Source organism: Candidatus Nitrosocosmicus franklandus, from assembly GCF_900696045.1.
In the GTDB taxonomy this organism is placed as follows: domain Archaea; phylum Thermoproteota; class Nitrososphaeria; order Nitrososphaerales; family Nitrososphaeraceae; genus Nitrosocosmicus; species Nitrosocosmicus franklandus_A.
The window spans coordinates 2576187-2596289 of sequence record NZ_LR216287.1; the positions used below are offsets into that span (position 1 = coordinate 2576187).

Consider the following 20103-nt stretch of genomic DNA (forward strand, 5'->3'; position numbering starts at 1 on the left):
TGATTGCCTAAGATAACATCCATTAAGGAAAGGCTTGTGTTTAATAGCCGCGGAGATAGGACTATAGAAATAGATGTAACTTCTGATAACAGGTACACAGGCAGAGCATGTGCCCCATCGGGTGCAAGTGTGGGAATGTACGAAGCACAAAGCTTTGTTGATAATGATCCTGCTAAAACCATTTCAAATTTCAGAAATATAAGTAATAAATTCATAGGCTTAGATTCTTCCAATTTAAAAAGCATTCATGATAAAATAAGGGAAATTGACTCTTCAGATAATTATTCGAATATCGGAGGGTCAATTGCTTATGCGCTCACAATTGCAAGTATTGATTCGGCTTCTAAATCATTATCTGTACCCTTCTATAAAGTCCTAAACCCCAACATCAATTCACTGGTTTTTCCCTATCCACTTGGAAATGTTCTTGGCGGAGGGGCTCACGCAGGTCCAGGTACACCAGATTTGCAGGAATTTTTGATCTGTCCTGTAGTATCACAAAATATTAGTGAGGCTATTGGTTTTAATTCTAGAATACACAAAGAGCTTAAGAAAAGCATTGAGAAAGTTGATCCCAAGTTTACATATGGGAAAGGTGATGAAGGAGGTTGGGCGCCGAATATAGTTAATAACAAGGCAATTGAACTGGTGGAAAGCGCCATAATTGAATGTGGCTTTGACCCAAAACGAGAAATTAGAATGGGCATAGATTTTGCTAGCTCATCATTATGGAATCCTCAAAAGAAATTATATGAATATTCTCGTGAGGGCATAACGAGAAATAGTGAGGAACAACTAGAATATGCTTGCGAGTTGATCGAAAACTATCACTTGATTTACGCCGAGGACCCACTTCACGAAGAGGATTTTGAAAACATGGCGATACTCACTAAAGAAAATCCAAGTTGTATAGTTACAGGAGATGATTTGTTGGTAACAAACAAGAAAAGGGTGAAAATTGCGGCAGATAAAAAATCTTGTTCTGGTGCAATCCTTAAAGTTAATCAAGCAGGTACTCTTTATGACGCGATGGAATTTGCTGGTGAATGTAATAGTAATAATATCAAGATAATTACTTCTCACAGATCGGGAGAGTCTGTTGATAATCATATTTCTCATATAGCAATTGCAACTAATTCTGTAATGATAAAGACGGGAGTGGTAGGCGGAGAGAGAATTTCTAAACTAAATGAATTACTTAGAATTTCAGAGTATGGTTTAATAGAAGGAATGGCTAAATTGAGCAATGTATAATGAATATGAACTCCGAAGAATCCGATTCTACTAACAATTCTAATCTTAATAGTAATAATAATTCTAATTTAGAATCTGAGACCAAGAATCAAGAATTGCAAAATATATCTCCAGAAAAAGATCAATCGGTAAATAAAGATCACGTTGATACCAAGGCCAATCAAGCCCTAGAATCCGAAGAGACCGGGTCAGATGATGAACGAGAGTTAGAAGACCTAAAAGAAACTTCCTCAATAAACGCGCCACAGACAGATAATGAAGATAGAACTGATGACATAAGCAATGACGGCGATGACGATACTCGTAGTTACACTACATCAACTGATGCAGAGGACTCGTCTGATGCATTAGAAGATCCTAATAATCTAGAAAAAATGATCTTGTCTACTGGGATAAGAGTTGGAACTCCAATCAAGACTAAATATATGAGTTCCTTCATCACGCGAGCAAATCCAGAGGGTTTGTATATACTTGATATTAGTAAGACTTTAGCAAGAATTGATGTCGCTGCTAAATTCATTGGTAGAACAAATATTGCAAACGTTGCAGTTACATCTGCAAGAGAATACGGTAAGACGCCGATTGAAAAGTTTTGTGAGTTGACGGGAGCAAGAGGAATATTTGGTAGATTCATGCCTGGGACATTTACAAATCCTTCCTTACCTAAATACTTGGAACCTGAAATTGTGATAGTTACTGATCCACAAGCAGATGAGCAAGCCGTATTGGAAGCAACCAGGGCAGGTGTCCCTGTTATAGCATTATCAAATAGCGACAACATTACATCAAAGGTGGATCTGGTGATTCCTTCAAATAACAGGGGAAGAAAAGCACTGGCAACAGTCTACTGGCTTTTGACAAAGGAGGTTCTTAAAAAACAAGGGAGGATAAAGTCAGACTCTGAAATGCCTATGACAATTGATGATTTCGAAGCAAAGTTAGTTGAAGAATTGATTTAAACTAACTCCAAACTTTTGATACGCCCGCATAGTTTTAGCGATATTTTTTATCCTAGAGATTGTGAAACATTAAAAAGAGAACTTCAAAACCTATTTGATACAGTTTACTCATCCCTAGAAACTAGGCGATTTTTAGGTATGATTGAAGGGTTTGTTCAGAAAAAAAGAATCCTAAGTTTTATTGTACCCCATGGCGCCTACAAATATTCAGGTGTTGTATCCGCATTTGCCTATGCCTTGATTAAGACTTTGGACTGTAATAATTTTATCATTCTTTCCTCAGATCACAAAGGCACAAGTCCAGGCATCTCAATCACTGACGACGACTATTGGAGTACCCCTTTAGGTGAAGTCAAGGTAAACAATTCTATGCGAAGTGATTTACTCAGAAAAAGTGCAAAAGATTACATAAGCTTGGATTCTCTTACCTTGGAATTAGACTATACCATCGAGACGCAGCTTCCATTTATCCAATTTCTTCAGATAGAAAATTTGAGCATTCTTCCTGTTATCCAAAAAAGACAAGATATAGAAACATCAATAAGGTTGGGAAGGTTGTTGTCGTCTATAATACCATCAGGTGAAAGAGTGATACTAATTTCTACGTCAAATCTAACTCATTACTTAGACTACAATGAGTGTTATAAAATTGACAATCAAATACTGTCTACAACGATCAGTATGAACTTAAATTCGTTTTACCAAACTGTAGGAAATTATGCTCATATTATTTGCGGATATGGGTGTATTGCTTCAACAATTGAATTTTCAAGGATGATTGGGAATTCTGATGCCATAGTCTTGAAACACTTGACAAGCGGAGATGTAGATGGGAATAAATCTTCAGTTGTAGGATACGCTTCATTGGTAATGGTTTGAGAATGTTTATGAGTAGACCATCAATAACAACGACTTCAAACAGTTCCTCACAAACAATTAAGACCATGTCTCCAGGAAAAGTTATATTATTTGGTGAACATTTTGTTGTTTACGGATACCCTTCACTAATCGCCTCTATTGATAAATATTTCAAGGTAACAGTCAGGAGACCTAGCTTGTATAAAGGTGAGATTAGAATCGAGTCTAATTTGGGATTTACATCAGTGAAGTATAGGGGAGGAGAAATTACTATATCTCCAATGTCACTTGATACTAAATTTGTCAATATTGTAACAAAACTTTACACGATTATAGACTATTTGATCAACAATGAAAAGATGATCTCCAAGGAATTAGCAGAGACCTATAAAGAAGAAGGTCTGTTTATAAAACTGGAATCCGATTTGCCGCCAGGTGGTGGATTGGGATCTTCATCTGCATTCTGTGTAGCCTTATCTGGATCATTGTATTATGCAGAGCATAACGATCTAGATCAAAACAACATTTGTAATCAATCAATCAATGCAGAAAAATTAATAAATATCGACACATCGGGAGCTGATTGTAGTATCTGCTCTTTTGGAGGCTTTGGGACTTTTGATAAAATAAATGGATTCAAGAGGCTTTCGGCAGATATGGATGATTATCAATTTTTGATCATAAATAGTGGTGTGGCTCATGACACTTATTCTATGGTAGAGAGGGTTTCAAAGTTCAAGAAGAATAATTCAGATTTGTTTGATCAATTCTGCAAGTCCTATCTTCAAATTTATGAGGAGGGAATCAAAACAATTCAAAGCCAAAATATAAATCATCTGGGTATCTTGATCAATCAAAATCATGAATTACTTTCAAAACTAACAATTTCAAATACCTTGATCGAAAAAATCGTTGAAACTTGTAATGGTTTTGGAGCCTTGGGGACAAAGATAACTGGTGCAGGAGGAGGAGGGTGTGTTCTTTCATTAATAGACCGTAGTAATCATCAATCAGAAGTAAGGCTCTTAGAACGACTAGGCGAACTCGGGTTAGAATATTTTTTTACAAGGATTGATACATTGGGATTAAGGTTGACTTGATTTAACTTGCTTGACTTATTCGATCTGCAAATTATATAAATTCTTGCGTTCTTACGATTTCACCTTCAAATAGCGATCAACTAGAAAAGGCACTTTGAGTCTTAAATTATCAATGCAGTCGTCAAAATGCTATTGTATTTCATTGGTTTCATGGCCATTTCTGCTACCTTGCTACCAACAAACACACACACATACACACAATTAATAATGTCTTTGATTTCACTAAAGTCATGGGTGCGATGATTGACTCTAATTTAATGATAATCAAGATGGGTGGATCGGTTGTAACTTTCAAAGATAAACCATTGACGCCCAACATCGAGGCTATCAAAGCCATAGCAAGAATCCTTTTGGATCTGAGAAAGAGAATTAAAATACTTCTTGTTCATGGAGGCGGTTCTTTTGGACATTATTGGTCAGTTAAATATGACATGCACACTAAACCCTCTCCATATTCAGATGAAGGAGTCGCAGTCGTACATGAATCCATGATAAAGTTGAACCATATTATAATTGATGAATTCATAAAATTAGGACTGAAACCTTATTCATTTCACCCATCATCCTTTATGTCAAATGGTTATGCTGACTTGAATAAGGTTAAAGAATTAGTAGATATAACTACCGGAAACGAATTGATACCCATAACATTTGGGGACGTCATTCATATTAAGGATAACAATTTTTCAATCCTTTCTGGCGATACAATAATGTCTATTCTGGCAACAAATTTACATCCCCGATATTGTATTTTTACTACAAATGTAGATGGATTGTATGGAGACCTTGATAAGAAAGATCTAGTACCTCGAATTTTTTTAAACAATGAGGTAGTTGAATTATTTGATTCTAAGAGTCAATCCAGCAATAATCTAGAGGCGTCTACATCAAAGTATGACGTAACAGGTGGAATGAAGCGAAAAATTTCTGAAGCAGTACCGATAGCAAGATCCGGCTGCCCTGTTTATCTAGTCAATGGTCTTAGGCCTGAAAGGATATTAGACATTTTCAACGATCGTGATTGTGTGGGCACATGTATCATGTCAAAATCTACAAACCAATCAATTCGTTGAGTACCTTGTTGGCCAGAAGGATGAACGGAGAGAAGCAAAATGAATAACCCTGGCATAAAGGATGAGATCTCATCTGATGAGCAAATCGAACAAATTAGAAAAAGAAAACAAGAGGGTATCGACATCCCTCTAAAAGAACAAGTCCAAGGAAAAGAGAATTCTACCCTCTTTGAAGATGTCTTGCTAATGCATAATGCCTTACCTGAAATTGATTATGACAAGATAGATTTAACAACAACCTTTTTGAATAAAAAATTCTCAGCGCCGCTTATCATTGATTCTATGACTGGGGGAACTGATGAGGCGTTTGTCATTAATAAGAGATTAGGAGAGATAGCGGAAAATTATGGTCTGGGGATGGGTCTTGGAAGTCAAAGAGCAGGTTTGAGAAGTGATAAACTAGTTGAAAGCTACTCAATTGCTCGAAAGGTAGCTCCAACAGCTTTTCTGATTGCAAATATAGGGGGAGCTCAGTTGGCAGAAGGCCTTTCCAAGAACGACGTCATACGCATAATAAAAATGGTGGATGCTAACGCTTTGGCAATACATCTGAATCCGTTACAGGAACTCATCCAGCCTGAAGGCGAACCTAGATTTTCGGGGATTTTAAAAAAGATTTCAGAGATTATCGGAGAAATAGAAGTCCCTGTGATAGTAAAAGAGGTAGGATCAGGCATTTCGCCTCAGGTGGCAATCAAATTACAACAGGTAGGAACAAGTTCGATAAATATAGCTGGTGCAGGTGGAACTAGCTGGGCCGGAATCGAAAAAATAAGAGCTGATAATATGAATCATCACATTAAATCTAACCTTGGAGCACTCTTTTGGGATTGGGGAATTCCAACTGCATTGAGCATAATTTTAGTATCAAGTGCAATTAGCATCCCAATAATATCATCTGGTGGTCTAAGAAATGGCTTGGAGGTAGCTAAATCTTTAATTCTTGGGGCCCAGATGTGTGCAATGGCATATCCTTTTCTTAGGAAAGCCTCAGAATCCGAATCCAGTTTGGATGATTTTACTCAACTTGTTTTAGCTCAAATAAAAAGTACGATGTTCTTGGTAGGGGCCTCAAATCTTGATGCTCTTAGAAATACAAGATATATATTGAAAGATAAATTAGCAACTATGTTGAATAGTTATGAGCTCAGTAAACGTAATTAGTGAGATTAATGCCGTTGCTTCCGAGATAAATAAATTTATCCTAGAGAACGTTTCTGGTGAGCCTAATGACTTGTATCAATCATCACTACATTATATCAGAAGCGGAGGAAAAAGGCTTAGGCCATTTATGGCAGTAAAATCCAGCGAGTTATTTGGGGGAACATTAAGCCAATCCCTTCCTGCTGCATCGGCAGTTGAATTGATTCATAACTTTACTCTGGTACACGATGATATAATGGATAACGATAATCTGCGTCATAATGTAAAGACTGTCCATAGGGAATATGGAATACCACTAGCCATCTTAGCAGGTGATGTGCTATTTTCAAAAGCATTCAATATAATTTCATATCTTGGCAATAAAGCTGGAATAAATGATTCCAGATTGATCAAGATGATAGAATTATTGTCATCTGCTTGTATCGACGTATGTGAAGGTCAATCTATGGATATACAAATGGCGCAACAGAGAGAGTTTTCGTCAAAGGACTATTATATCAAAATGATCCAAAAAAAAACTGCAGCATTATTTCGTGTTTCCTGCGAGTTAGGAACTCTTTCATCTCCTAATTATACTCAAAAAGATCTTGAAAATATGTCTGCGTTTGGAGAAAAAATAGGAATTTCATTTCAACTAGTTGATGATCTCATCGGAATTCATGGTGATTCAACGTTAACAGGCAAGTTTGTTGGTAATGATATTCGAGAAGGAAAAAAAACTTTGCCCATTTTGATAGCTTTAGAACACCTCGATCCGCAAGGTCAGGACTTGTTGAATAATATTTTTGGTAAAAAGGATGCCAGAGACTTTGAGATCAAACAAATTGTGGACAAAATTGCCGAATTAAATATAGATAAACAAATACGGGAAATTGCGAATTTTTATACTCAACAGGCCTTTGAACATCTTCATGCATACGGGGATTTGAGCGCCAAAAGATCTCTAGAAAATTCGGCGCGATTTATTGTTGAACGGAGTCTCTAGGTAGCATTGATTAGTGATGAAAAATTTGTAAATACGATCAAACTAATAGCACTGAAGAATGCTATAGAGTTTGATAACAAGATAAAGCTCGATGTCGTTATTTCAAAAGCTTTTTCTCTATCAAGATTCCTTGTAAAGGGAAATGATAATTTGAAAAATTATATTCCCGATATAAAGGAGATTGTCTCAGAGCTAGAAACACTTTCTTTAAAAGATAAAAAGGGGTTATACAGTGAACTACTTTCTAAGCAAAATGATTATCTAATCGATACCAAGAAAGGTGATAGTAAGGACCTAAGATCCGAACAGAAAAGAGATGAAAATGATGGTAATAAAATTTTAACTGCCTCTATATCTGGTGATTCCAAATCAAAGGAACAGCAAGTAGGATTTGAATTGCCGGAATTGCCTGAAGCTGTAAAAGGCAAAGTTGTTACTCGATTTCCTCCAGAACCAAATGGCTATCCTCATATAGGTCACGCAAAGGCTGCCATAATAGATGAAGAATATGCAAAAAAATATGAAGGTAAATTGATACTCCGGTATGATGATACCAATCCATTAAAAGAGAAAATTGAATACTATGACGCCATTAAAGAAGGCTTAGATTGGTTAGGAGTCAGACCTCATATCATTAAAAATACATCAGATGACATTGAAAAATTATATGAATACGCTAAAAAATTGATCCAGAAAAATTTTGCCTACGTTTGTACATGCTCTCCAGAAATCATAAAGAAGAATAGGTTAAACGCCATTAAATGTAACTGTACTCTTAATACCGTAGATGAGAACTTGGAATATTTTAATCAAATGATAGCTGGAAATGACTCGAGTGACATTGGTAACAAAAATAGTCGTGGTTACTCAGGTTCTGCTGTATTAAGATATAGGGGTAATATGTCATCCTTGAATACGGCGATGCGTGATCCAACTCTATTTAGAATGATAAAAGGGGGTAATCACCCAAAGGTAGGATCAAAATATTCTTTATGGCCTACCTATGATTTTGCCGCTCCAATAGAAGATAGCCTCGATGGAGTCACACATGCAATGAGAACCAAGGAATACGAGCTAAGAAACGAACTATACTATTCAATACTGGATAATTTGGACTTGCCAAAACCAAAATTATTGGAATTTTCCCGTCTCGAGTTGGAAGGAATACCAGTTTCAAAAAGAAAAATTACTCCCCTAATCGAACAAGGGATAATTCAGAGATGGGATGATCCTAGATTACCTACACTTATGGGTCTTAGAAGAAGAGGGATTATGCCGCAAGCGATACGAAAGTTTGTAATGTCTTTAGGTATAACATTAGCTGAAACTAAACCTTCTATCGAAATTCTTGAAGCCTTTAACAGAAAGTTAATCGATCCGATTTCCCCGAGATTGTTTTTTGTTAAGAACCCTGTAAAACTTTGTATCGATTCTCTCGATTTAAAGACAATAGAGATTAAGAACCATCCGACGGTTGACATGGGTAGACGAAAGGTAGAGGTTGGAAATATAATTTATATATCTAACGATGATGCAATTAGAATTAAAACTGGAGATACATTAAGATTAATGGATTTATGCAATATAGAAATTTCGAGTATTGAAAATTCAATAGATAAGCAAGTCGATGACAATACGACGAGTACAGCTATAATTTATGCTCTTAACAAGGGAAATGAAGTAAGTCACAGGATCCCCAAGATTCAGTGGATATCTGAGAAAGATTTTATTGAATACCGTATCTTAAGACCCTTACCCCTGTATAAAGGTGAAACATACAATGAAAATAATCTACACATCGATAGAGGTTATGCAGAGTCCTTTGTGTCAAACCTGACCCCGGGGACCTCTCTTCAATTTGTGCGATATGGCTTTTGTCGAGTAGATGACAAAACAACTGCAATTTTTACTCACAGGTGATAAAATAGATGAAGATAGCAAGAGTAAGACTAAAAGAAAATTCAATGGAAACATACGGATTAGTTTCCGAAGATGGACAAAAAATAATTACAAAGGAACAGATTCATGAAGAAACGGGTATCCCTGTCCCTCCTAGGATTAAAGAATTCTTATTTGGAGGCTGGCTGGAAGAGGTTAAAAAAGTCGGTAAGGATTTGGAATTCAAATTGCCTTTATCGAAGGTGGAATTATTAGCACCACTTCCAAATCCCCCAAAAATTATCTGTCTTGCCTTTAATTATTACGATCATGCCCGAGATGCAGGTCTAACTCCATCCGAAGAACCTGTTATTTTTTTAAAGCCTAGGACTGCTCTCAATTCACCTCTCGGTGACGTCATTTCGCCTTCATATGTAAAACGACTTGACTACGAGGCCGAATTAGCAGTCGTGATGGGATCGCGCGTGAAAAAGATCGCTGAAGAGGATTCCCTCAATGCAGTATTTGGATATATGATCTTTCACGATGTCTCTGCTCGTGATATTCAATTTAGGGATAAGCAATTCACGCGCGGAAAGAGTATAGATACTTTTGCACCTTGTGGGCCGTGGATAACCACGAAAGATGAAATTCCTGATCCCCAAAACTTGCGCATAACAACCAAGGTAAATGGAGAAACAAGACAAAACTCGTCTAGTAGTAAGATGGTAATACCAATTCGTAAGATAATTTCGTCTCTTAGTAATTTGATAACCATGGAGCCTGGTGACATTATATCTACAGGCACGCCTGCAGGTGTCGCAATGTCGATGAAGGAACCTCGGTACCTAAAACACGACGATGTCGTGGAAATTTCTATTGAAGGGTTAGGCACAATACAAAACAGGATCTTATTCGACTGATTTTGTTATTTCTCTTTTAACATTTTATCCCATCAAGCCTGTTCTTACAAATTTCGATAAATAACCGAACAGTATTATGTTTCACATTCGACTTGTCTGACTATTTTTCTTCTCATTTTCATCAAGTGCAATTCTCAATTCATTTTCCAATATTGAAATATATTGTTTATAAATGCCAAGTAACTGTTCTCTTACATTTGCCAATTGCATTGATAAATTTAAGGTTTTGATGCAGCTTTCAAGTGTTCTCTCTGTCACGAAATTTTCCATTTCGATCTTGAATTGCTTTACAATTTCTCTTTGGTCATCACTGGCCTCTTCTATTGATCTTACCAAATGTTGCAAATTTTCATTAAGCAATTTGGTTTCTTTGACATGAGCATCTTTCCCTCTTTTTCTTGAGAATATCAAGATATGTTTAATTAGGTTTTTATTTATTTAATTGTTAAAGTCATTTTTTATCTTTTTGCAAAGTTCACTATATTATTAGTTAATATTAGTTGTATACTATACAGCATTTTTCATATTATTACTAGCTCTTAGATTAATTGACTGAACTGAATAGTCAATACCTTGCGCAGATTCTTCTAAAGGCCGTAAAACAGAATGATGTCATGTAACATTGAAACAAAGACAAAGTAAGGTATGTATGTTATTTTTAGATGACTGCTTCTAAAACTATAAAGCCGTGATTTTGATTTGAAAGATTATCTTTGAGCTATGATATTGCGATAGTAGGTGGAGGGCCTGCAGGACTTTCTGCTGCATATTCTGCTTCAAAAGAAGGCTTGAAGGTTGCTCTTTTTGAAAAGGACCCGTCATTTGGCCACAATATTAGGACAAGTGGCGTGAGCTGGATAAAGGAAATGCTAAAGTATGAGATTCCGAGTGATTGTTACAATCCAATCAAAAACTTTGTTTTTATATCCCCTAATAATGAGATAAGAATTTCCGGAAAAGAGGATTCTGCTTGCGTGTTGGATGTAAGAAAAATGTACCAGTACTTGGCTAGCAAGGCAGCGGCTGCAGGAGCAAACTTATTCGTAAAAAGTCAAGTTGCGGATATTTCTAGAGACTTGATGACCAAGACAAGTCATTTAAAAGTAAACTCAACCATCAGTCCAAAATCCATTAAAGCCAAGCTAATCATAGATGCATCCGGATTTAGTAGTTTTGTTTCTAGAAAGTTGGGTTATGTAGTAGAGTGGAAAAGATTCGGTGCGGGTGCAGAATACGAGTGTTACTGCGACAATATCGATGAATCAACTCTAACCCTTATGGTGGGAAGTATTTACTCTGAAGCAGGTTATGCCTGGGTTTTCCCTCTTTCAAAAAACAGAGTAAGGATAGGAGTTGGTATTGGTAAACCTGATTCAAATGTAGATCCAGTCGAGAAACTAAATAAACTCATAGCGAATCGTGTTAAACCACTTGACAGTCTGGGCAAAATCCAGCCCATAGAATTCCATTTTGGTTTAATACCCAATGAAGGGCTTAGGACGAGGAGTATTTATGAAGGTCTAATTATGGTAGGTGATGTCGTGGGGCAGGCAAATCCATTAGTTCTGGAGGGGATCCGATATGCAATTGAATTTGGCAGACTAGCTGGAAAGGTGGGAGCAGATTCCATACCATTCGGTTGTACCATTGAATCGCTAAAACCCTATGAGATTGCTAATAGAAAGACATTAGAGAAGAAAATAAATTCTGCACTCCGAGTTCAGGAGCGCTGGCTTGCGCTATCTGATGCAGAATGGGATAAGGAGATTGATATCATAAAGGGGTTAACTATTGACGAATTCTTGGATTTCATAAAATCAGATTTCACCACTTCAAAAATGCTCAAAGTAGCCTTGACACACCCTAAATTGCTGGCCAAACAGTTGTTTAACCTTGTTGCAAAAAAAAATGAATAAACGCGCATATGTATGATTAATTAAATTTAGAAAATAGTGGATATATTCGTTCATGCATGTATCCATACATACAGCATACATACTTTGGTATATGAGGATATTAAACATGTCTAATTGGGGCCGCTCTAGGAGGTTGTCAAATACGTAATATATCCTTAATTTTAGTTTAGCACTTGTTCTACCTAGAATGTATATCAACATGAGGTCTCATGCAGGTTATCTATGGGATTATTTAATATGTAGCTCTTTGCTATCATAAAAATCCAAGTTTTGTTAAGGACTGATATCGCGATATACCACACAAAAAACACAGTTTACAATGAATCATCCAAAAATTACCTATTGATAGTTTATTCTTTTTGAAATACTTTGGGATGATCTTGTGTAATATTTGAACCAACTTATCTTTTTGCGTGGGAAGATCTTTGTTCTACCTTGAGATAGACTTTTCAGGGTTTGTTGGGAGAGAAGATGACCATCATATTTTATATCTCGACATTAAGATATTGTAGTCTTATTTCTCATCCTCGCCCTTTGTGATTAAATTAGATTAAATATTCGTCGACAAGATATCAAAGTCATGATAGGTATGTGATTTGCAGTCATCATCAACCAATTTTTCTTGCATAAAATTAGTTTAATTAATCTACTCTTTAGTTAAATGTTTACTTTCCTAATTTTGTTTTTTTTCAAAAACGGATCTTGGTTTTTTCCCCAAATTACATTTCAAGATACATTATTCAGGCAGTATAGGAATTGCACGAGATTCGGTGAATATAAAGATATTTATATCTTCTATTCTCAGCCACTTTTAATTTGGCAGGAGAAACCGCTACACAATTTCTTCCAATCTTATATTTATTCGGGTTTGGAATTTTGGCTGGGGTTCCCTCAATAGTTTTGTCAAGACTATTGATGAAAAGAAGAAGATATAATCCAGTAAAATTTCTTCCTATGGAGTGTGGTCAAGTCCCGTCGGGAGAGGGCAGATCACATTTCATGATGCAGTATTATTCTTATATTCTTATGTTTGTCGTCTTTGATGTGATGTCTATATTCTTGTATGCCTGGGGCACTACTTTTTTTTCAATTCCAAAAGAAGCAACGTTGCCAATGATCGGATTCTTAGGTATAATGTTCGCTGCGATGGGCTATGCACTATTTTTGGCAGGAAGAAAAGGTATATGGTAGAATTTGTAATCCCAATAGGTATTAATAACTTGAAATCTAAATACTATCAAGTGTAGAGGTATGATAAAAGATCTCGTTAACCCTACCAATTTTAATATTTTAGTATCAAAGCTAGGTGATGTCCTGGTAAAAGCTTTGGATGAACCCCTGGGTTATGCAATAAATTGGGGTCGTGTTTGGTCATTATGGCCAGTTCATTTAGAGACTGCTTGTTGTAGTGTTGAATTCGGAGCAGTTTCAAGTCCTAGATACGATGCAGAAAGATTTGGTGTTTTAGAGGCCTTTGGATCATTGCGTCAATGCGATTTAATAGTGGTTCAGGGAACTGTAACAAGAAAAATGGCTCCTCGGCTAAGGATGGTTTACGACCAGATGCCAGAGCCTAAGTATGTTATAGCAATGGGCGCATGTGCGATAACAGGAGGATTATATCTTGATTCATACAATGTACTACCAGGTTGTGATAGTATCCTACCTGTTGATGTATATGTACCAGGCTGTCCGCCCAGACCAGAGACACTAATTCAAGGTACTATGTTATTGCAGGAAAAGATTAAAAGGTCGAAGATCAAATAATGGAAAAGGCTATTGCAAATGTTAATAAGGAAAACCATGTAGAACTGAAAGAGGATTCTAATTATCCTTTATCAAGCGAATTACTCTCATCCCTCGCCAATAATTTTGGTGACAAGGTAGGAATTGTTTACAAAAAGGAATTTCGATCAAAAATAATGGTAAAACCGGAGAATTTGGTTGAGGTAGCTCTTTTTCTAAGAAATCATCATGGTTTTGATCATGCAGAATCTGCGTCAGGCACTGATTATCCTGCCGATAATGAAATTGAGTTAAATTATCATTTGGGATCTTATAGTAATACCGATTACTATCCTTACATTGTTATCCTGTCAACTAGAGTTAATCGCGATGACCCAAAATCCAATAGTTTGATAAATATATTTCCAAGTGTTGAATACCATGAACGTGAGACTTATGAGATGTTGGGGGTATACTTTCTGGGTCATCCACGAAATGAAAGATTTATCCTACCTGAAGATTGGGCCGATATACCACCACTTCGGAAAGATTTCCGTATTAAAGGGAGATAATAGCTAATGAGCAGTATAGAAGAACAGATTAATGAAGCCAAGAAACTGGCCATTCAAATAACAAGAGAATCAGAGGAGGATCGCTTGATGACTCTGAGTGTTGGACCTCAGCACCCTGGGTCAGGACATTTTAGATTTGTTATTAAAGTAGATGGTGATTATATCGTTTACGTCGATCCCGATCCAGGGTATGTTCATAGGGGACATGAGAAAATGTGTGAATATCGTAATCATTTTCAAAATATCCCTCACTTGGAGCGTCCGGTAATTCATGATTCCTGTAATATTACCTATTCATATAGCCTTGCAGTTGAAGATTTGGTTGGAATTACAGTGCCGAGAAGAGGGCAATTCATTCGTGCTTTGGCATCAGAATTATCCAGGCTGTCATATACGCTTTATTGGCTAGCAATTTACGGGATTTTTCTGGGACATTCTACTATGTTCATGTGGCCTGCCGGCGATAGAGAATTACTGATCGATTTGCTTGAGCGCCTAACCGGAGCCAGAATCACTAATGCATTTAATATACCGGGTGGGGTTAGATGTGATATTCCAAATAATTTTAAGGAAAAATGTCTGGCTCAGGTCAATTATTTCGAAAAAAGGTTGAAGGAATATGAAGATATCTTTTATAATAATCCATTATTTAGACAGCGAACAGAAGGTGTTGGAATACTTACAAAGGAAGATGCAATAAAACTTGGTGTAACAGGCTCAGTGTTGAGGGCCTCTGGAGTTCCTTTCGACGTTCGAAAAGTAGAACCTTATGATGTATATGATGAAATTGATTTTCAAGTACAATATATGAAAACATGTGATTCCTTTGCGAGGGCTTATGTTCCTATCCTTGATATGCGTGAATCTTGTCATATTATACGACAACTTGTAGATAAAATGCCCGAGTCAGGAGATGTAAGAGAAAAATTGCAATTTAATATAAAGAGTTCACCGGGTGAAACTTATAAGAGGGTTGAATCTGGGAGGGGTGCTTTAGGATATCACGTTGTTAGCGACGGATCACCTAAGCCATATAGGGTAAAGGCATCAGTCGGCTCGTTTAGAAATTTGTTGGCACTGCCTTATTTGCTAACTGGTTCAAAGTTGGGAGATATGCCCGCGATTTATTGGTCATTAAATTATTGGCCAGTGGAGGCTGATCGATAATGGGAGCGCTAACACCAGATTTTAGATTTGGAAACTTTGTCGGTAGTATTGTCTGGTTAGTTTTTGTAGTCCTTGCGTTAGTTACATTACTGATACTCCCAATTATCTTTTTTGTTCTGTTCTATGTTCCAATGCCAGTTGTCGATGGTGAAGTATTAACTCCTTATCTTTTCTTTTCGATGATGGTGGACCCTTCAAGGACCTTACCTGTAGTTCAGTTCTTTATTCATACTGATATTTTCAGGGCTGCAGTTTTCCCCGGGTTTGGATTTGCTGCTCTGATAGCTGCAGCTACCATATTTGTTGAACGAAAGCTTTTAGCCAAGATGCAATTACGTGTTGGACCTCTTTATGCAGGAAAAGTGGAGGGTATATTCCAATTATTGGCAGATGGGCTGAAACTATTGACCAAAGAGATCATTGTTCCCTCGGGTGCGGATAAACCGATATTTTGGCTTGCTCCCATTATGTTTGTTTCCACAGCTGCAGCAGTTGTGGCATTAATTCCAGTTGCTGATGGCTGGGTTGTGGCCGATGTGAGCGTAGGCTTGATTGCTGCCTTTGCTATTTTAGGGTTCTTTCCTTTGATTGCTCTATTGTTCTCCTGGGCAAGTAATAGTAAATATCCATTCATTGGGGGTCTAAGAGCATTACATCAGATGATAGCATTTGAAATACCGTTCTTCCTCTCAGCACTTCCGGTAGTTATATTGTCCTCCTCACTCAACCTTACAGAAATTGCCAGATCGCAAAGCGTATTTTGGAATATCTTTGTTCTCCCAATTAACGCATTTGTGTTTTTTATATCATCTTTGGCTGAACTTGAAAGAATCCCATTTGATTTGCCGGAGGCGGAAAGTGAGATTGTTGCAGGGTGGTTAACTGAGACTACAGGTATGCTATACGGATTAATCCAGCTGGGCAGTTATCTAAAATTATACGCTTTGGCAGGGCTATTTGTAGTTCTCTTCCTAGGAGGATGGAGTGGTCCCCAGATTTTCCCACCTGAATTAATAGCTGGAGCTCATGATTCTAATCTACCTTTATTACAAATGTTGGCACTAGATGGTCTTTATAATCCAGTGACTGTTAATGGAATATTTTGGTTTTTGATAAAGACTATTATCGTAATTCTGTTGATGCTTATAATAAGAGGTATCAATCCCAGAATTAGAATCGACATTTTGTTACATACAGGATGGTACAAATTAATTGTTTTAACATTCATAAATCTGTTTGTAGTACTAATGCTGATATACGGTGGAGTTATTGGACCGGGAGGAATGATTTCAATAAGATGAACACTGCTACAGGATTTATCAAGGCATTAGAATCTGGCACTAAACATGTTGTTATGAAAAGATTCACTTTCCGTTTTCCACAAGAAAAACTAAAATTTACCGGTGATGGATATCAGTTTGACCCTAAAAAAGGTGTAGGAATAGCTGGTATACGAGGTAGACATATTCTATTTCACGATAAATGTACCGGTTGCCAGTTATGTGCGATAGCGTGTGAAGGTATTGCTGAGGCAATAACGATGGCTAAGGTAGATGAACAATGGAAGCAAAACAAAAAGTCCATTATGCCTCAAATTGATTATGGCAAGTGTGTATTTTGTGGACTGTGTGTGGATGCCTGTCCCTTTTATGCCCTGTACATGACAGACGACTTTGAATTATCATCATATTCAAAAACGCATCTTATTTATACTCCAGCCCAATTAGCAGTCAAACCCAAGTACGATGGAGATGTAGAAATTAAAATAGGCAAACGTGGTGCATATCATGGTAGATAGTATTTTTGTTGGTTTATCGATCATTACAATTGGATCTGCCATACTTTCTTTAGAAAGCAGGGAGCTGCTGTATGGTGGTATTGCACTTGCAATTTCAATGCTCGGAATCGCTGGTTATTTTATTATATTGGATGCCCCGTTCGTGGCGATGTTTCAAATAGCAGTTTACGTTGGTGCTGTTGCCGTATTGATTATATTTACCGTCATGCTGGTAAGGGCCCCAAATACTGTCACCAAAAAAGAGACTAAAAGAAGAAAAATTACCGGAATTGCGTTGGGAGTAGCTTTCATGATAATGGCTATTTCTATTCTCGAAAGCTCAACAACCAACCAACTCAAATTTAATGATAATGCACAAATCTTTGATGTTCAGGAGATTGGGAAAGGATTATTAACATATTACTCTCCCGTACTAATTGTCTTGGCTTTGACATTAGCGGGTGCTGTAATTGGAGCGCTGGCATTAGCCCGCAGGGAGGATATAGAGGAGCGAAATGAATCAGCCAACTGATTTCTTATATATTGCGGTCATCCTTATTTCAATAGGTATTTATGGATTAGTCGTAAAGAGAAATGCTCTTAGACTAATTTTTTCAATCGAGTTGATAGCAAATGCAGTAAACCTCGCCCTTATAGCATTTTCCAGAATGCTACCGAGCCCGGAAGGACAAATTTTTGTCTTGTTTGCTATAGCTATATCAGCTGCGGAAGTTGCAGTAGGCCTAGGAATCATAATCGTCGCCTACCGATTCTACAAGGACATAGATATAACTGAATATAAGAATCTCAAAAATTAAATCATTTTTCATATAAATATTCCTTTTTTTTCACTACTCAACCGTATAATATATAAAAGGAGATAATGTCGTTGAGGTAGGGGTATTCGGAGCAAGAGAATGTAGATGGTGGATTCTTCCTATTATCTTATGGTGGCAACATTTATGCCCTTGATATTATCTCCGGTAATTTATTTTTTGGGTAAACACAAGGGAGTAAACATTACAACGTGGTCGACATTTGGAATCTTGGCAGTCTCCACGATACTTGTAATTATTCCATGTATAGACCTTGGTTCTGGGGGATCTTATCAAGAAGTTTTTGATTGGAGTCAATTAGGCCATTTCGGATTGAAGCTCGATGGATTGAGTATTCCCTTTGCAATCACAATTTACCTATTATCTACAATAATTGTAATATATTCAAAACCTTATATGGTAAGGAAGATTTTGATACAGTTTGATCAACTAAAGAATTCAAAATCTGCTGATAGTTCTACCTATAACGATATAGAAAACGATCTATATGCTGCAAAGGATGGTAATTCTTTGTCCACCTTGATGTTGACTACTGACCAAAAATCATATCTAAACGAGCAGCTAGGCTTGTACTATTCGTTATATCTCGTATTTGCAATGGGGATGTTGGGGACTGTTTTAGCAACTAATTTGTTTGAGTTTTATGTCTTTTTTGAATTAATGCTCGTCCCGTCTTTCTTTCTAATTGCCTTTTTTGGATATGGCAAGAGGAAAAGAACTTCCTTGATGTTTTTCTTTTGGGCCCATGTTGGTGCCGTTATCATGTTACTAGGCCTTTTGGCTATGGGTTTCTTGTCAGGTGGTTTTGACTTTGATGAGGTCAAAGCTAATGTTTCTCAAATTCCATCTCCTTGGATCGCAGTGATTGTCGCTGCATTGATTATTGGGTTTGCTGTTAAATTGGGCGCCTTTCTAGTTCATATATGGCTGCCTGATTCCTATACCGACGCTCCTACTCCAATAACCGTTTTGATATCCTCCGCTATGACAGGAATAGGAGCATATGGACTTGTTAGAATCTGGATAGATTTGCTCGCAGGACCTGGAAATTATTCTGATTATGCAATTTATGTCAACATCTGGGGATTGATCACGATGATCTATGGTGGAGCTATGGCCTTGATGCAAAAGGATATCAAACGCGTCTTGGCCTATTCGAGTATCAGTTCTATGGGTTATCTTCTTTTTGGCATAGGTTCTGAAAGTATACTTGGAATAAGTGGTGCTATCTTTATGTATGTAAGCCATGCTTTGGGTAAAGGACTGTTGTTTATGATGGCTGGGGCGATTATATTGCAGACTGGCACTAGGAATATGGATAAATTAGGTGGATTAGGAGGCAAAATGCCATATACTGCAGTTTTTGCTATGATTGGAGGGCTAACTATAATTGGTGTTCCGATTACAAGCGGATTTATGTCAGAATGGGTTTTGTTTAACGGTGCATTACAGAATGCCGTAGTTGATTGGAGCGTATTGAAGACTGTTTCTTTTGCTTTGGCTATTTCGGCTACTATATTGACATCCGCATATATTTTATGGATGTACAAGAGAATCTTTTATGGGGTCGTTCCAGAAACATTAAAAAACGTACGAGATTCGAGTAAGTATGTTTTAATAACCATGGGGATCTTGGCTTCACTTACATTAATACTCGGTGTTTATCCTGACCTGCTTTACAAACCCATTATAGGATATGTACAAAATCTATATGAGGAAACTTCTGACGAATTGAAACCGATAAAGATTACGCCTGGTTCTTCTAATGCCCTATCAAATACTACGGAAGCGAATTTAGGAAGAGAACAACCAGGCCAGATTAACAACGTTACTAGTAACACAGAAATTATAACGATGAAAAAGACACATTTAATTTCGGGTAACCATTTGGTTTCCTATGTTACAATATAGGTAAT

General features: G+C 37.0%; 20 protein-coding genes. 19 read left to right on the forward strand and 1 reads right to left on the reverse strand.

What is annotated here, in order from left to right:
- Positions 1 to 3 precede the first annotated feature (3 nt).
- The 9 genes from eno (at position 4) to NFRAN_RS12105 (ending at position 10194) form a co-directional block, all read left to right on the forward strand.
- Positions 4 to 1254 carry a phosphopyruvate hydratase gene (gene eno, locus NFRAN_RS12065; RefSeq protein ID WP_134485210.1) on the forward strand — a complete coding sequence of 417 codons (1251 nt, stop codon included), beginning with the start codon at positions 4 to 6 and terminating at the stop codon, positions 1252 to 1254.
- 374 nt (positions 1255 to 1628) lie between these two features.
- Positions 1629 to 2213 (forward strand): 30S ribosomal protein S2, encoded by a 585-nt coding sequence (rpsB, locus tag NFRAN_RS14530; RefSeq protein WP_425321230.1) that lies wholly within the window; start codon positions 1629 to 1631, stop codon positions 2211 to 2213.
- A gap of 15 nt (positions 2214 to 2228) precedes the next feature.
- Positions 2229 to 3092: an AmmeMemoRadiSam system protein B gene (gene amrB / locus NFRAN_RS12075; protein WP_134485212.1), complete on the forward strand. Its 864-nt coding sequence runs from the start codon at positions 2229 to 2231 to the stop codon at positions 3090 to 3092.
- Between the two features lie 8 nt (positions 3093 to 3100).
- Positions 3101 to 4171 carry a mevalonate kinase gene (gene mvk, locus NFRAN_RS12080; protein ID WP_172602338.1) on the forward strand — a complete coding sequence of 357 codons (1071 nt, stop codon included), beginning with the start codon at positions 3101 to 3103 and terminating at the stop codon, positions 4169 to 4171.
- Between the two features lie 239 nt (positions 4172 to 4410).
- On the forward strand, positions 4411 to 5244 hold the full coding sequence (locus NFRAN_RS12085) for an isopentenyl phosphate kinase (RefSeq protein ID WP_134485214.1): 834 nt from the start codon (positions 4411 to 4413) through the stop codon (positions 5242 to 5244).
- 39 nt (positions 5245 to 5283) lie between these two features.
- Positions 5284 to 6408: a type 2 isopentenyl-diphosphate Delta-isomerase gene (gene fni, locus NFRAN_RS12090; protein ID WP_134485215.1), complete on the forward strand. Its 1125-nt coding sequence runs from the start codon at positions 5284 to 5286 to the stop codon at positions 6406 to 6408.
- Complete coding sequence (locus NFRAN_RS12095; RefSeq protein WP_134485216.1) at positions 6386 to 7393, forward strand: polyprenyl synthetase family protein; 1008 nt, start codon at positions 6386 to 6388, stop codon at positions 7391 to 7393. Before fni ends, NFRAN_RS12095 begins: the two co-directional genes overlap by 23 nt.
- 6 nt (positions 7394 to 7399) lie before the next feature.
- A complete protein-coding gene (gene gltX, locus NFRAN_RS12100; protein WP_232038017.1) occupies positions 7400 to 9313 on the forward strand; it encodes a glutamate--tRNA ligase in 1914 nt (637 codons plus the stop codon).
- 8 nt (positions 9314 to 9321) lie between these two features.
- Positions 9322 to 10194, forward strand: coding sequence for a fumarylacetoacetate hydrolase family protein (locus NFRAN_RS12105; protein ID WP_134485217.1), 873 nt, complete (start codon positions 9322 to 9324; stop codon positions 10192 to 10194).
- 81 nt (positions 10195 to 10275) lie between these two features.
- Here the strand turns inward: NFRAN_RS12105 and NFRAN_RS12110 are convergent, their stop codons facing one another.
- Complete coding sequence (locus NFRAN_RS12110; RefSeq protein ID WP_134485218.1) at positions 10276 to 10605, reverse strand: hypothetical protein; 330 nt, start codon at positions 10603 to 10605, stop codon at positions 10276 to 10278.
- 302 nt (positions 10606 to 10907) lie between these two features.
- Between NFRAN_RS12110 and NFRAN_RS12115 the strand changes: the two genes are divergently transcribed.
- The 10 genes from NFRAN_RS12115 to NFRAN_RS12160 all read left to right on the forward strand — a co-directional run bounded on the left by NFRAN_RS12115 (position 10908) and on the right by NFRAN_RS12160 (position 20098).
- Positions 10908 to 12110, forward strand: coding sequence for an NAD(P)/FAD-dependent oxidoreductase (locus tag NFRAN_RS12115; RefSeq protein WP_134485219.1), 1203 nt, complete (start codon positions 10908 to 10910; stop codon positions 12108 to 12110).
- An 816-nt stretch (positions 12111 to 12926) separates the two neighbouring features.
- Positions 12927 to 13301 carry an NADH-quinone oxidoreductase subunit A gene (locus NFRAN_RS12120; RefSeq protein ID WP_134485220.1) on the forward strand — a complete coding sequence of 125 codons (375 nt, stop codon included), beginning with the start codon at positions 12927 to 12929 and terminating at the stop codon, positions 13299 to 13301.
- Between the two features lie 60 nt (positions 13302 to 13361).
- Complete coding sequence (locus NFRAN_RS12125; protein WP_134485221.1) at positions 13362 to 13877, forward strand: NADH-quinone oxidoreductase subunit B; 516 nt, start codon at positions 13362 to 13364, stop codon at positions 13875 to 13877.
- Positions 13877 to 14407 carry an NADH-quinone oxidoreductase subunit C gene (locus tag NFRAN_RS12130; RefSeq protein WP_134485222.1) on the forward strand — a complete coding sequence of 177 codons (531 nt, stop codon included), beginning with the start codon at positions 13877 to 13879 and terminating at the stop codon, positions 14405 to 14407. The genes NFRAN_RS12125 and NFRAN_RS12130 overlap by 1 nt, the downstream gene beginning before the upstream one ends.
- 87 nt (positions 14408 to 14494) lie before the next feature.
- Complete coding sequence (locus NFRAN_RS12135; RefSeq protein ID WP_425321231.1) at positions 14495 to 15574, forward strand: NADH-quinone oxidoreductase subunit D; 1080 nt, start codon at positions 14495 to 14497, stop codon at positions 15572 to 15574.
- A complete protein-coding gene (locus NFRAN_RS12140) occupies positions 15574 to 16875 on the forward strand; it encodes a complex I subunit 1/NuoH family protein (RefSeq protein WP_134485224.1) in 1302 nt (433 codons plus the stop codon). Before NFRAN_RS12135 ends, NFRAN_RS12140 begins: the two co-directional genes overlap by 1 nt.
- Entirely contained in the window at positions 16872 to 17372 is a 501-nt protein-coding gene (locus NFRAN_RS12145; RefSeq protein ID WP_134485225.1) for an NADH-quinone oxidoreductase subunit I, read from the forward strand. The genes NFRAN_RS12140 and NFRAN_RS12145 overlap by 4 nt, the downstream gene beginning before the upstream one ends.
- A complete protein-coding gene (locus NFRAN_RS12150; RefSeq protein WP_134485226.1) occupies positions 17362 to 17883 on the forward strand; it encodes an NADH-quinone oxidoreductase subunit J family protein in 522 nt (173 codons plus the stop codon). The genes NFRAN_RS12145 and NFRAN_RS12150 overlap by 11 nt, the downstream gene beginning before the upstream one ends.
- On the forward strand, positions 17867 to 18169 hold the full coding sequence (gene nuoK / locus NFRAN_RS12155; RefSeq protein WP_134485227.1) for an NADH-quinone oxidoreductase subunit NuoK: 303 nt from the start codon (positions 17867 to 17869) through the stop codon (positions 18167 to 18169). The genes NFRAN_RS12150 and nuoK overlap by 17 nt, the downstream gene beginning before the upstream one ends.
- A gap of 105 nt (positions 18170 to 18274) precedes the next feature.
- Positions 18275 to 20098, forward strand: a complete 1824-nt coding sequence (locus NFRAN_RS12160; RefSeq protein WP_134485228.1) for a complex I subunit 4 family protein — start codon at positions 18275 to 18277, stop codon at positions 20096 to 20098.
- The last annotated feature ends 5 nt before the right edge of the window (positions 20099 to 20103 follow it).